This window comes from Laceyella sacchari, from assembly GCF_004343255.1.
Lineage (GTDB): Bacteria > Bacillota > Bacilli > Thermoactinomycetales > Thermoactinomycetaceae > Laceyella > Laceyella sacchari.
In genome coordinates, this window is record NZ_SMDD01000003.1 from 259699 (window position 1) to 271907 (window position 12209).

Genomic DNA, 12209 nt, shown 5'->3' on the forward strand with positions numbered 1-12209 from the left:
CGGCTTACTGGCCTCATACGCCTTATCCTAAGCGATTTCGCTGTGGCTTATGATTTCCGCCGCGCCAAAAATTCGCGTACCGCTTGCGCATGTTCTTCTGATTCCCACAGGCTGGCGCACTGTTCTGCCTCTCGGGCATACAGTTCCGCCGTGGGCACACCCCGATTCACTTCTTCAGCCAGACCCTTATAGAATCGGATGATCTCCAGCGGCGCCTTCGCCACTTGTTCAGCGAACTCTTGTACAGCCTGGTCAGCCCGCTCTCCATCAAGCAACACATCAACCAGCCCGGATGCCTTCGCTTCGGGCGCAGACAGAATCTGTCCTGTCAGCAGCAGGGGCAGAGCTCGTGCCGGCCCGATCTTCCGCATCAAGCGTCCCGCTCCTCCCCATCCTGTGGTAATACCCAGCTTCACTTGGATCATGCCGAACCGGGCCGTCGCCGATGCAAAACATAGATCGCAACTGGCCACGATTTCGCATCCCCCACCAACAGCCGCTCCTTCGACAAAAGCGACCGTCAATGGCGCCAATCCATGAACTCGTTCTAAAATTCGTCCCATCCGCTCCATGATTGGTTGGATTTCATGTTTGTGCCCATATTGATGCAACGCATCCAAATCCCCACCGGAAACAAAAGCTCGCTCATCTCCGGAGAAAATGACCACTTTGCACTGTGAATCTTGTTCGATCTCAGTCAAAACTTGCTCTAACTCCCCCATCATTTGCAGATTAACCGCGTTTCTCACATCTGGGCGGTGAAAACGGATCCATTGGATCGGCCCTTGTTTTCGCACAAGAAGTGTCTGCATTTTGAACATCCTTTCCCTTTTGCTTGATACAAGTGATGCCTGAGGGTATAATAAGCATGTTAGAATATGGCGACAGTGGATGCCCTTACATAACGCATCCAAGTAGGAAGGAGTGTGGCACATGGACCGCATGTTTCGCGTCCTCGGCTTCTGGACATTCGTGATTGCACTCATGTTCTTAGCGGGTCATATGTACATTCCGGCGGCCCTGTTCGCGGTACAAACGATTCTGTTTGTCGTGTTAGGCTACCTGAAGCTGACCGAAAGAACCTATATGTATCTTTTCGGTGGATATATGTTCGTGTCGTTCGTCGGCATGGTCTGGTATTCCACATTTATGATGCATTAATCAGTGCACAGCTCCCGGATTCACAGGGAGCTTATTTTTATGGTCAAAAAAGGACTCGGAACACATCCAAGAGTCCGAGTCCTTCCCAATGTCAAGCGTCAGGCCAAGCTCCGAATCGTCACATTGGCTTCGGTGTCCGCTTCATAATCAACCCCATCGGTCTCAAATCCGAAGAGTTGGAAGAAATCTCTGCGGTACCCTTCAATATCCGAAAGCTCCTTCAGATTGTCCGAGTCCACCTTGGACCAACGGGCTGACACTTCCGCTTGCACATCCTCCCGCATCTCCCAATCGTCGATACGGATGCGCCCTTCCTCATCTACCTGCACCTCTCCGCCGGTGTACAGGCGTTCATTGAACAAGCGGTACATCTGCTCGATGCATCCTTCATGCAGGCCTTTTTCTTTCATCACTTTGTACAGAAGCGATATGTACAGCGGCACTACTGGGATCGCCGAACTGGATTGGGTAACAAGCGCTTTGTTTACTGATACATACGCCTCGCCGCCAATCTTCTTCAACTGCTTGTCCAGCTCATGAGCCGTCGCCTCCAGGTGGTTTTTGGCGCGACCCACGGTTCCCTCACGATACACAGGATGCGTCACAACAGGCCCGATATACGAGTATGCGACCGTTTTCGCCCCTTCATTCAATACATCGGCCTCTTGAAGAGCATCGATCCACATCTTCCAGTCCTCGCCGCCCATCACTGCAATCGTATGGCGAATCTCTTCCTCGGTCGCCGGTTCAATCGAGATATGCGACACTTCCTCGGTATGGAAATCAACCGTTTTATTGGAGAACGTTTGGCCAATCGGTTTCAAAACGGATGAAAACACTTCTCCTGTCTCCGGATGAACTCGTTTGGGGGCGGCCAAGCTGTATACCACCAAATCAACTTTGCCCCATTCCCGTTTGATCATTTCGATGGTTTGTTGTTTGATTTCATTGGAAAAAGCATCCCCATTGATGCTTTTGGCGAACAACCCCGCTTCACGCGCTGCTTCCTCAAACGCTGCCGTGTTGTACCACCCTGCGGTTGCTGTGCGGTTGCCCGAGCTCGGACGCTCAAAAAAGACGCCGATCGTATCCGCCCCGGCACCAAAGGCTACCGTGATGCGGGAAGCTAATCCATAACCGGTTGAAGCGCCAATCACCAACACTTTTTTCGGGCCATTGATGGCCGGTTGACTTTTAACATATTCAATTTGGTTTCGCACCTGTTGCGCACAACCTTCCGGATGTGCCGTCGTACAGATGAACCCACGAAATTTAGGTTTAATGATCATTTTCCATCCTCTTTCGTTTTCATAAATTGGGAACCAACTGTTCCATGTCGGACGCGGACACGCCTTTGCCTTGCAACAAAACGCGGAAGCGCTCGCCCATCCCTTGCGGATGAATCAAATGGGTGACGGCCCGCGCTTGTTTCGCCTCGGCGCTGAACGGGTCACGCGCCGGAGTGGCCGGTAGCAGATCCAATACGCCAGCCCTGAGCAAAAACTCGGCTTGGGACAGACAGGCAAATGTGTGTAAGCCCAACTCCATCCCCCACTGCCGAAGCAATGTGAAATCCACATGGGCTGTCAAATCCATCTCCCCCGGTGTGTGATACAGGTCTGTCCACAACCGGTGTTCACGGTAAGCCCGTAGCGTGCCTTCCCTCCGGGCCAGCAGCTCTTCCGTTTCTCCGCCGTAATCGATCGTCAAGAGCATTCCCTTTTCCAACCAGCCCGCCACCTGACTGAGCCACTCACGGGCAGCGACGGACACTTCGGCAATCTGCCCCTCCGCAAGAAGCCGGCCCCTCTCCCATACGGCGGGATCGTCAGATTCTTTCAGGGGAAACCAACATTCGCTTAAGCATCCGTTCTTCCCCTTGGATACATACGCTTCCCAAATGGCTCCCCCTTCTTTTTTTATCCGATGCACCGGGAAGGCGTCAACCAACTCATTGGTATATAAAAAGGAGTATTTGGCCCGTGGCACTTCCTCAAGGCGCCTAGACCAATGAAACGAGATGGGATGCGAACCCAGGCGTTCTTGTTGCAATCGGTGGTGATAAGGGCTTGTTTCCACCAAGTACGCATGCAACTTGTCCGGCTTCCCGCCTTGAGCCAGCCATTCATTGGCCACTTGCTCCATCAAACGCCCGTCTCCCGCGCCCATCTCCACCAGTACCCATTCCTCATCGTTTCCCGTCATCGCCACCATACGCCGGAACAAACGCCCCAAGACCCGGCCCATAACTGTTCCGACATGGGCGTTGGTGAAAAAATCCCCTTCTTTGCCCAACTTGGTTCGATTTGTCTGGTAATAACCCCACTTCGGATGGTACAACGCCAATTCCATGTACCGCGAAAAAGGGATAGCCTGATGAGGGGAACGCTCAATCTCCGCGACGATTTCATTTAAGAGCGGTTGGGTCATGGCACTGTCCTCTCTTACGAAAAATTAAATACTTCGGTGCTCAGATACCGTTCACCCGTGTCTGGGGCCATGCACAAAACCCGCTTTCCCTTGCCGAGACGCTCAGCCACTTTAAGCGCTGCCCAGACAGAAGCTCCAGATGAAGGCCCTAACAGCAGCGCTTCTTGGGAAGCGAGGGCACGCGTTACATTGAGGGCTTCCTCGTCGCTTACATGAAAAATTTCATCAAAAACGGAACGGTTCAGCACAGGCGGCACAAAACCGGGACTGGTACCCGGAATTTGATGTGGTCCCGGTACGCCTCCGGCCAACACCGGTGATCCCTTAGGCTCCACCACACCGATAAATATGCTCGGAATATGCTGACGCAGATACTCGCCCACTCCGGTGATAGTACCGCCCGTTCCCGCCGTAGCGATAAACGCGTCCAAACGCCCTTGCGTTTGCTTGAGAATTTCGGGGCCGGTCGTGCGCCGATGTACATCGGGATTGGCGGCATTTTCAAATTGTGATGGCATAAACGAACCAGGGATCGATGCCACCAGCTCTTCCGCTTTTTTGATCGCACCCGGCATCCGTTCGTTCCCTGGCGTCAACACTACTTCTGCGCCATACCCTTTTAACAGCATCACCCGCTCTTTGCTCATCGTGTCGGGCATGACCAGAATCGTCCGGTACCCACGGGCGGCACCGACCAGCGCCAGACCGATCCCTGTATTGCCGCTTGTCGGCTCGATAATGGTCGCCCCCGGCTTGAGCAGGCCTTTTTCTTCGGCATCGCGAATCATGTTATAGGCAGTTCGATCTTTCACACTGCCGCCCGGATTCATTTTTTCCAGCTTTACATACACTTCTGCCCACTCCGGGCGAACAAGCCGGTTCAGCTTGACCACCGGCGTCATTCCGATTAAATCGAGCACTTGCTGGGCCACCCGCGCGTGCTGTGATTTGCTTTTTACTCCTTGGTTTGCGGACCCGTCCACTCCAGCATTCCCCCTTTGAGGTTGTACAACTCCGTGTATCCGCGTGCAGCCAGCACTTGAGCCGCCACCACGCTACGGCGGCCGCTCCGGCAAATCAACAAGATTTTCTTCCCTTTGTGCGGTGCCAGTTCCTCATACCGCGCTTCCATTTGATCGTGCGGGATGTGAATTGCTCCCGGAATATGCCCTTCCTGGTACTCCTCATCCGTGCGCACATCCACTGGCACATATTGTTGCAATTCATCCGCCGCTTCGCTTAAACGACTTGCTTCAATATCTTTGTATTGTCCCATCATGACCGCTCCTTATCATTTTTTGGGTAAAATCGACTGCACGATCGGCTCCAATTGTTCCACCGTAAGTGGTGCTTCCACCCTCTGCTTCAGCGTTCCCTCTGGATCGATGAAGAATGAGCTTGGGATCGGCACCACATCGTACAACTTCACCACATCACGTTGCCGGTCCATAAGTACCGGAAACGAAATGCCCATCCGATTGGCAAATGCATTGGCCGTGAAATCTGTTTCCGCAATATTGATACCCAGCACGACAAAGCCTTGGTTTTTGTATTTTTCATAAACGGTTTGTAAAGCCGGCATCTCTTTGGTGCACGGTTCACACCACGAACCCCAAAAGTTGAGCATAACCGCTTTTCCTTTGTAATCTTCAAGCGAAACCTCTTTGCCGTCCAGCGTCGTCAATTGGAAAACAGGAGCAGGACGACCCGGTTCTGGACGGTTCCCTTCCCCTTGGGCCACAGATTGGTACAAGGCGTAACCGACCAGCCCCAGCATCACGACAAACAAAAGGCGTCTGACCCAATACCGTGTTTGTTTGCTCACATTCATCACCTGTCTTTCCCATCAAATTGTAACAAAAAAGCTGAAATGGCGCACCACTTCAGCTAAAACCCGGTAAATCCGGTCACTTGCGTCAACCAAGCCGCGATGACCGACATCTGATCGGTGTACAAGAGCACGCCAAACAAAACCATGAGGCCGCCCCCGACTTTCATCACTTGGTTGGAGTATTTCAAAATCCAGCGCGTTTTGCCGATGAAAAAAGCCATGATAAAAAACGGAATGGCGAAGCCCAAGATGTAAGAAGTCAAATACGCGAAGCCCATTTCCGGACGGAGGGTGGCCATGGTGATGATGCTCCCCAAGATCGGGCCGACGCAGGGTGTCCAACCGGCGGCAAAACCGATCCCCACGATGAACGAGCTAAAATAACTGACGTTTTTCTTGGTCACTTGCCATTTGTACTCACGCATTAAAAACGATGGCTGGAAGACGCCGAGCATAAACAGCCCGAACGCAATCAGCAAAACCGCGGCAATCATGCGGATCAAATCGTCATATGCTTTGAATGCCGTACCCACCCAACTGGCCGCGAAGCCGATCGCGTAAAAAAGCAAGGAAAAACCCAAAATGAAGAAAAACGTGTGCAACATCGTATTTCTCTTTATCTCTGCGGATCGTTCCCGCTCTTTGAGTTGTGCCACCGAAATCCCAGTGATATACGACAGATACGATGGATACAGCGGCAAGCAACATGGCGAGATGAATGACAAAATCCCCGCGCCAAACGCCAGCCAAACACTTAACCCTGCCATGATTTCTCCTCCCATTACCACCTGGACAATTCATGCATCAGCATGGCCATCTTCTCTTCATCCATTTCCCCGATGAAGTGATACAAAATTTTCCCATCGGCCCCCACTACAAAAGTCGCGGGAATGCCATACAATCCGTATTGGTCGAATCCGACCGTCCGCTTGTTTTCAAGAGGGTCAAGCACCACCGGGAACGTGTACCCATGTTTGTCCAAGAAGGGTTTGATCTTGGTTTCATCTTTTTCTTGCGTTGTTTCATTGACCATAATAAAGTTTACTTTATCTTTGTATTGGTCATATGCCTTTTGGAAATAAGGCATTTCTTTTTTGCACGGCGGGCACCATGTCGCCCAGAAGTTGATGATGGTGGGCTTTCCTTGGTTGCGATAAAGCTCGATTTCTTTGCCATCGATCGTGCGCAAAATGAAGTTTGGCGCGCAGTACCCCTCTTCTGGCCTGCTTTCTCCTTTGCACTGAATGGCTGCATCCGTTTTCGTGCCGCCGCTCGCCGGTGTTTGCCGATCCCCGATCCCCGTCCACACTGCTATGCCCACCAACGCGAGCAAGACACAAAAGATGATCAGGTTTTTTCCTTTCATCCCCCTAGACTCCTTTACCTGTTAGTCAAGCCGCCCGTGACAAAAGGATTGGTCATTTGTTCCTGACCAATCGTCGTTTCCGGCCCATGACCAGACAGCACCCGGGTCGCTTCGGGCAAATTCATTAATTGCTGGTGAATAGACTGCATCAGCGTTTCATAATCCCCGCCGGGCAAATCGGTTCGCCCAATCGATTGTTGGAACAACACATCCCCGCTGAATATCACGTCATCCCAGACATAAGTTACACTGCCAGGGGAATGACCAGGTGTGTGCAACACTTTCAACGTTTGGCCAACCAGTTCGATCGACTCTCCGCCTGTCAGCACTTTCTCTGCTGGCTGGCACTTCATCGGCACTCCCATAAAAAAAAGGGAACCGTTTTGCTCCGGGTTCGTCAGCCAGTCCGCTTCCTCGCGGTGCACGTAAACGGGTGCCCCTGAGAGTTCGCGCACCGCTTCGACCCCGCCGATATGGTCGAAATGGGCGTGAGTCAGCAAAATCGCTTCCACCTTTATATCAAGCTCTTTGATACGCGCAAGCAACGCATCTGGGTTCATACCAGGGTCGACAACCCATCCACGTCTGCTCCCATCATCATACACCAAATAACAATTGGTCATCACCGGACCAAAGACAAAGGTCTCTATTTTCATGCTTAAGCCTCCTAACCTCACTCTTCCATCCCCCATTCTACACGAACTTGCCTTCGGTTCAAAGCTGGTACATGGTGACGGCACAAACAGGACAGACTATGGGACAAACGCGTAGAAAGGAAGAGGTGGCGCATGCGGTTTTTATGTAGACTGACCATCCCTCTCATCGTTTTACTTGCCATCTTGGCGGGTTGCCAGCAAGAGAATAAGCCCCCGGCCAATCAATCCGCTCCTGGTACAAACAAACAGATTCCTGAGGTGCGCCGTGTCAAACAAACAGCACCGGAACCCCACCGTGACCGTTCTCCTCAGGCAGTGGCCGACCGATTGGTGCGCATCGCGACGAGCGTGCCCCATGTGAAAGGTGCCAATGCCATTGTCATTGGTGGGTACACGCTGGTGGGAATCGATCTGGAACCCACTTTGGACCGGGGACGTGTTGGTACGATCAAATATACGGTGGCGGAAGCGTTGCGGGAAGATCCGCAAGGGGCGAAAGCGCTGGTTACCGCTGACACTGACCTGGTGCAACGCATACGTGAGCTAAACGATGACATCCGGCGAGGCCGGCCCATCGGCGGACTGATGGAAGAGCTGGCCGAAATCGCCGCCCGCATCGCTCCGTTGCCTTCCCGGGAAACGGAGAAGTCCGAACAGAAACCGGACAAAATCAATCAGGAACGGCTTAATCAGTCCCGGCGAGCCCCTGCTCGTCAGTGACCTTAATCTTGCCGTTCCTGAAAACACTTCAAAAAAACACAACTCCGCAGGATTCCCTTGCGGAGTTGTGTTTTTGCGTTTTTAAGCTTCAACCCCATGTTGGCTTCAGCTCCCGGACATGTAGTATACTAGGGCGTGTCTGATGTATAGATCAGCGGCTCCAAAACCATTTTCTCATTCGCTTCACGCGTGACGAGTCACTGCTCGAGAAAGGGGTTTTCCGCCGCTTCTTCCACACCAACTTGATTTGCCAGAGACATATCCTAGCTGTAACCATCTGCACGGAAAGGACGGAATCGTCGTGAAAGTGATCTGCATCCTGTGTGATCAGCCTTTTCAACCGGAGAAGCTGATCGCCAAAAAAATCAGGAAACATCCGCACCGCATTCAAATCTGCCCGGACTGCCGCCAACGCATTACTCAGCAAGTGGAGCAACGAAGGCTTGCTGGCCAGACGGGCAGCACACTTAGCCACCCCGCTGACCCTCTATCCAGTCAATCTCCGAAAGATTGATTGTACTTCGGTTCATTGATGATGTCGTTTAACAATTTGTCTGCCTGATCGCACGGAAAGGCAATTTGCAACGGCTCGCCCGCTTGCTCATAGGTGATGAGATAATTGTCACCCTCCACTTTTTTTTCCACAATCGTCACCTGATGATCCTCGCGCAACATTTCTTCAAAAAAATGCACCGTTTCCTTGGCGGAACGGTCGCTGGGCCGTTTGTCCCACACCACTTGGATCTGCAACCAATTAAACAATGCGTCTTTCAATTGCATGTTAATTCTCCTCTCCCATTCCTGGCGGTGCAAAGGGGCTTGTCCGCTCGCCCCTTTTTCCGCGGATCGGGAGCGGCCAGAACGCTTTATTCACTGACCGATCGCTCCAGCCAACCCCCCGACTAATTTTGTTTTCGCACAAAATAGAGCCTGATCCTTGTGACAGCAATGAGAATAACGGTGAAAAAGAGAATGGGAATCACAGGGAAGCCCATGTAATGGAACAAGGTCAACAAAAGGCACCCCACCGCCAGCACCACATACACGATCACTTGTTTCAGCAACGGCAGACGAATGGCGAAAGCCACCTTATACACTACGGCCGCCAACACCACGATGATGAAATAGATCGTCCACGGCGACAGGCTGTTCAGCCAAGTTTGCACAGCATCCATCTCGCTTCTCCCTCCTCAACCCTCTTGTCTCAATTGATGCAAATACTGAATTTCGTCCGCGTATTCCGACTCATCGTCGACCGGTGTCTCCAGAATGACCGGCAGGTGAGCGAACGCCTCATCACGCAAAAACAAAGCCAAAGCCGCCGCACCGATTTCACCTTTGCCAATTTTTTCGTGGCGATCTTTGCGGCTGTTAAAAGGTGCTTTGCTATCATTGAAGTGAATGGCTGTTAGCTGTTCAAGATAGCCGGTCTCCTTCATTTCCTGTACCATCGACGCAAAGGATTCCTCCGTCCAGATCCCGGCGGCGAAGGCATGGCACGTGTCAAAGCAAAAACCGATTTTTTCCGGGTAATCTGTCGCTTCACGGATTTCCACCAGTTCACGGATCGTCAAGCCCAGTTCGCTACCTTGGCCCGCCGTGTTTTCCAAAAGCAATTTGGTGCTTCCTTCATATTCAGACAGAATGAGGTTGAGCGTCTCAACCATCCGTTTGCGTCCGTACTCTTCCCCTTCACCCACATGCTTGCCGCAATGAACGACCGCCCCAACTGCGCCGTAAGCCTCTGCAATGGACAAATCCTCTTTGATTGAACGAATCGTCACTTCATGCAAATCCGCCTTGGGGGTGGACAAATTGGTGATGTAAGGGGTGTGCGCAACCAGCACGATCCCATGCTCTTCACAAAATGCTCTTCCACGTTCCGCATCGACGATGTCCAGCTTTTTCGGCCTTAAACCGCGCGGGTTTTTCGTAAAGACTTGAAACGATTCGGCGCCCAGCGACTTGGCTTTTGATGCCGCTTTGGCGAATCCTTTGGCAACACTGATATGGCAACCTATTTTCATCTCGATTCCTCCTGAAAGACAAAAAGCGCCTCTGTTTCGGGCGCCGTTCCACTTTCTCCATTGTAACATCTTCCGTAGGGGGCAACAACTCTTCCGCTTTGCCTTCAAACAGCCCTTCAATAGAGCATTAATCGATTGCTAAAGATCTGCTCTTTGTTTTTCAAAACATAGGCTTGGTTCCGCTCATGCCAATCCACCGCCAAATCAGCACCGAAAAATCGGGCACTCTCGCAGTCCAGCACCATGCGAAAGGAAGGTGACACTGCCACCACCAAGTCGTCTGGCTTCACATAATCCCAATTCATCTCAAACACGACATCGGCACCGCAACCACACCCTTCAGTGATCACCGCAACGCGCAATGCGGCTTCCTCTGTCGGCTTGGCTTCCAACAGCCGGGAGCGAGCCCCAGCGGATATCTCGATATGCATTTCAACCGCCCCACTTTTCTTTTATTCCCATCTATTTTACACAAAAAAACCGGAGTGGAGGAGCATCCGCCCCATCACTCCGATTTATCCCGCCCTAGCCGAAACGAACCGCCAACTGGATGAGTGTCCGCACAGCCACACCCGTTGCTCCTTTGGCAAAAATGCCTGATTCGCGCGGCGCTGTGGCTGATCCGGCGATATCCAAGTGCACCCAAGGGGTTTCTTCAGCAAACGCCTGCAAAAACAAGCCGCCTTGAATGCATCCCGCCGGGCTTCCCCCCTCATTTTTTACATCGGCAATCTCACTTTCAACATAGATGCCATACTCTTTGTACATCGGCAATTCCCACATCCGTTCGCCGGCAATGCGAGCGGCAGCCTTCACTTCATCGGCCCATTCTTCATCGTTACTCATCATTCCTGTCGCTTCATGCCCCAAGGCAACTACAACTGCGCCGGTCAGTGTAGCCACATCGACCAAGCGGGTAGCTCCCTTCCGTTTAGCATAAGAGATCGCATCAGCCAAAATAACCCGCCCTTCGGCATCAGTATGGGCCACTTCAATTGTCTTGCCACTGAAGGATCGAATCACATCGCCCGGGCGATACGCTTGGCCGTTGACCATGTTCTCGCAGACAGGGATAACCGCCAACACATTGCTGTGAGGACGCAATTCACCAATCGCATCCATCGCCGCCAACACCGCCGCCGCGCCAGCCATATCTTCTTTCATGTCCAACATAAACGGTGAGGGTTTCAACTGGAGGCCGCCACTATCAAAAGTCACACCCTTGCCAACCAATCCGAGTACTTCGGTGCTCTCTGGCGCCCCTTGATAAGACAGCACGATCATGCGTGCTCCAGCCTCACTGCCACGCGCCACAGACAATAGCGCTTGCATGCCCAAATCTGCCAAGCGTGATTCATCCAGCACTTCCATATCCAATCCGCGTTTTTCGGCGACTTGTTTGGCATGCTCGACAAACCGTCGGGGTGTTAATATGTTAGCTGGTTCATGGGACAAATACCTGGCGAAATTGGTGGCTCGTGCAAAAATCTGCCCCCGTTCGATCCCTGCTTGAGCCGCTTGCTCATTCAGTTGCGGAATACTGATTAACACCGATTTCAGTTCCTGCTTCTTCGTTTCGGATTGGTATTTCTGGTGCTCATACGTCCCAAGTTCGACGCCCTCCACAATCGCTTGTACCGCATCAACCGCGTTATAGCGGTCAATGATGGAAGAAGGGCACCCTATCCCCAAGCTTTTTAATCCCTTTTGCTTGGCCGCGCGGCTCGCCGCCGCAATCGCATGTCTGAACTGGTGCAGATCCGTTTGATCCCCTTCACCCAAACCGACCACAATCACACGTCCAGACGGTATCTTACCCCAATTGTGCAACTGGGTGACTTCCCCCAGTTTGCCAGTTATCTCCCCTGCCGTGATCAGGCTGGAAATCCGAAAACCGAGGGCCTCATCAATCTCACGGGCCATGCCTTGTGTCGATTCTTTTTCTTTGGAATGAAATACAATAATTGCGTCCGTCGCCACAGAGGCCAACGGCTCTCTCGTCAATTTCCACTCCATGA

17 protein-coding genes are annotated in these 12209 nt (G+C 52.2%); 3 read left to right on the plus strand and 14 right to left on the minus strand.

The window, feature by feature from the left end; genetic code table 11:
- Positions 1–47: 47 nt before the first annotated feature.
- Positions 48–812 (minus strand): enoyl-CoA hydratase/isomerase family protein, encoded by a 765-nt coding sequence (locus EDC32_RS11545; RefSeq protein WP_158283348.1) that lies wholly within the window; start codon positions 810–812, stop codon positions 48–50.
- Positions 813–933: 121 nt separating this feature from the next.
- Between EDC32_RS11545 and EDC32_RS11550 the strand changes: the two genes are divergently transcribed.
- Complete coding sequence (locus tag EDC32_RS11550; protein ID WP_022736478.1) at positions 934–1161, plus strand: DUF2626 family protein; 228 nt, start codon at positions 934–936, stop codon at positions 1159–1161.
- A 98-nt stretch (positions 1162–1259) separates the two neighbouring features.
- On the opposite strand, the gene fabV is transcribed toward EDC32_RS11550, so the two are convergent.
- The 8 genes from fabV to EDC32_RS11590 all read right to left on the minus strand — a co-directional run bounded on the left by fabV (position 1260) and on the right by EDC32_RS11590 (position 7444).
- Complete coding sequence (gene fabV / locus EDC32_RS11555; protein WP_132222363.1) at positions 1260–2450, minus strand: enoyl-ACP reductase FabV; 1191 nt, start codon at positions 2448–2450, stop codon at positions 1260–1262.
- Between the two features lie 19 nt (positions 2451–2469).
- On the minus strand, positions 2470–3591 hold the full coding sequence (locus EDC32_RS11560) for a class I SAM-dependent methyltransferase (RefSeq protein ID WP_132222365.1): 1122 nt from the start codon (positions 3589–3591) through the stop codon (positions 2470–2472).
- A gap of 14 nt (positions 3592–3605) precedes the next feature.
- Positions 3606–4523 (minus strand): cysteine synthase A, encoded by a 918-nt coding sequence (gene cysK / locus EDC32_RS11565; protein ID WP_281275231.1) that lies wholly within the window; start codon positions 4521–4523, stop codon positions 3606–3608.
- A 23-nt stretch (positions 4524–4546) separates the two neighbouring features.
- Entirely contained in the window at positions 4547–4867 is a 321-nt protein-coding gene (locus tag EDC32_RS11570) for a rhodanese-like domain-containing protein (protein WP_246026935.1), read from the minus strand.
- Positions 4868–4882: 15 nt separating this feature from the next.
- Positions 4883–5416, minus strand: a complete 534-nt coding sequence (gene resA, locus EDC32_RS11575; RefSeq protein WP_132222369.1) for a thiol-disulfide oxidoreductase ResA — start codon at positions 5414–5416, stop codon at positions 4883–4885.
- A gap of 62 nt (positions 5417–5478) precedes the next feature.
- A complete protein-coding gene (locus EDC32_RS11580; RefSeq protein WP_132222371.1) occupies positions 5479–6189 on the minus strand; it encodes a cytochrome c biogenesis CcdA family protein in 711 nt (236 codons plus the stop codon).
- 14 nt (positions 6190–6203) lie between these two features.
- Positions 6204–6788 carry a TlpA family protein disulfide reductase gene (locus EDC32_RS11585; RefSeq protein ID WP_132222373.1) on the minus strand — a complete coding sequence of 195 codons (585 nt, stop codon included), beginning with the start codon at positions 6786–6788 and terminating at the stop codon, positions 6204–6206.
- Positions 6789–6802: 14 nt separating this feature from the next.
- Positions 6803–7444 carry an MBL fold metallo-hydrolase gene (locus tag EDC32_RS11590; protein ID WP_132222375.1) on the minus strand — a complete coding sequence of 214 codons (642 nt, stop codon included), beginning with the start codon at positions 7442–7444 and terminating at the stop codon, positions 6803–6805.
- A gap of 132 nt (positions 7445–7576) precedes the next feature.
- On the opposite strand from EDC32_RS11590, the gene EDC32_RS11595 reads away from it, so the two are divergent.
- Together EDC32_RS11595 and EDC32_RS11600 are read left to right on the plus strand one after the other, a co-directional pair.
- Positions 7577–8164 (plus strand): YhcN/YlaJ family sporulation lipoprotein, encoded by a 588-nt coding sequence (locus tag EDC32_RS11595; RefSeq protein ID WP_132222377.1) that lies wholly within the window; start codon positions 7577–7579, stop codon positions 8162–8164.
- A gap of 301 nt (positions 8165–8465) precedes the next feature.
- Positions 8466–8678 (plus strand): YlaI family protein, encoded by a 213-nt coding sequence (locus EDC32_RS11600; RefSeq protein ID WP_158283349.1) that lies wholly within the window; start codon positions 8466–8468, stop codon positions 8676–8678.
- On the opposite strand, the gene EDC32_RS11605 is transcribed toward EDC32_RS11600, so the two are convergent.
- From EDC32_RS11605 to EDC32_RS11625, 5 genes are all read right to left on the minus strand, one after another.
- A complete protein-coding gene (locus tag EDC32_RS11605) occupies positions 8660–8944 on the minus strand; it encodes a hypothetical protein (RefSeq protein ID WP_022736489.1) in 285 nt (94 codons plus the stop codon). The genes EDC32_RS11600 and EDC32_RS11605 overlap by 19 nt on opposite strands.
- 122 nt (positions 8945–9066) lie before the next feature.
- The gene (locus EDC32_RS11610) at positions 9067–9339 is read right to left on the minus strand and encodes a YlaH-like family protein (protein WP_022736490.1); all 273 of its coding nucleotides are present in this window, start codon (positions 9337–9339) and stop codon (positions 9067–9069) included.
- Between the two features lie 15 nt (positions 9340–9354).
- Entirely contained in the window at positions 9355–10191 is an 837-nt protein-coding gene (locus tag EDC32_RS11615) for a deoxyribonuclease IV (RefSeq protein WP_132222381.1), read from the minus strand.
- A 116-nt stretch (positions 10192–10307) separates the two neighbouring features.
- Positions 10308–10622: an iron-sulfur cluster biosynthesis family protein gene (locus tag EDC32_RS11620; RefSeq protein ID WP_132222383.1), complete on the minus strand. Its 315-nt coding sequence runs from the start codon at positions 10620–10622 to the stop codon at positions 10308–10310.
- A 94-nt stretch (positions 10623–10716) separates the two neighbouring features.
- Positions 10717–12207: a leucyl aminopeptidase gene (locus EDC32_RS11625; protein WP_132222385.1), complete on the minus strand. Its 1491-nt coding sequence runs from the start codon at positions 12205–12207 to the stop codon at positions 10717–10719.
- Between the last annotated feature and the right edge of the window lie 2 nt (positions 12208–12209).

Excerpts from the sequence above, each read along its gene's own strand:
- EDC32_RS11545 (WP_158283348.1), bottom strand. The coding sequence starts at position 812 with ATGCAGACACTTCTTGTGCGAAAACAAGGGCCGATCCAATGGATCCGT.
- EDC32_RS11550 (WP_022736478.1), top strand. The coding sequence starts at position 934 with ATGGACCGCATGTTTCGCGTCCTCGGCTTCTGGACATTCGTGATTGCA.
- fabV (WP_132222363.1), bottom strand. The coding sequence starts at position 2,450 with ATGATCATTAAACCTAAATTTCGTGGGTTCATCTGTACGACGGCACAT.
- EDC32_RS11560 (WP_132222365.1), bottom strand. The coding sequence starts at position 3,591 with ATGACCCAACCGCTCTTAAATGAAATCGTCGCGGAGATTGAGCGTTCC.
- EDC32_RS11570 (WP_246026935.1), bottom strand. The coding sequence starts at position 4,867 with ATGGGACAATACAAAGATATTGAAGCAAGTCGTTTAAGCGAAGCGGCG.
- EDC32_RS11580 (WP_132222371.1), bottom strand. The coding sequence starts at position 6,189 with ATGGCAGGGTTAAGTGTTTGGCTGGCGTTTGGCGCGGGGATTTTGTCA.
- EDC32_RS11585 (WP_132222373.1), bottom strand. The coding sequence starts at position 6,788 with ATGAAAGGAAAAAACCTGATCATCTTTTGTGTCTTGCTCGCGTTGGTG.
- EDC32_RS11590 (WP_132222375.1), bottom strand. The coding sequence starts at position 7,444 with ATGAAAATAGAGACCTTTGTCTTTGGTCCGGTGATGACCAATTGTTAT.
- EDC32_RS11595 (WP_132222377.1), top strand. The coding sequence starts at position 7,577 with ATGCGGTTTTTATGTAGACTGACCATCCCTCTCATCGTTTTACTTGCC.
- EDC32_RS11605 (WP_022736489.1), bottom strand. The coding sequence starts at position 8,944 with ATGCAATTGAAAGACGCATTGTTTAATTGGTTGCAGATCCAAGTGGTG.
- EDC32_RS11610 (WP_022736490.1), bottom strand. The coding sequence starts at position 9,339 with ATGGATGCTGTGCAAACTTGGCTGAACAGCCTGTCGCCGTGGACGATC.
- EDC32_RS11615 (WP_132222381.1), bottom strand. The coding sequence starts at position 10,191 with ATGAAAATAGGTTGCCATATCAGTGTTGCCAAAGGATTCGCCAAAGCG.
- EDC32_RS11620 (WP_132222383.1), bottom strand. The coding sequence starts at position 10,622 with ATGCATATCGAGATATCCGCTGGGGCTCGCTCCCGGCTGTTGGAAGCC.
- EDC32_RS11625 (WP_132222385.1), bottom strand. The coding sequence starts at position 12,207 with ATGGAGTGGAAATTGACGAGAGAGCCGTTGGCCTCTGTGGCGACGGAC.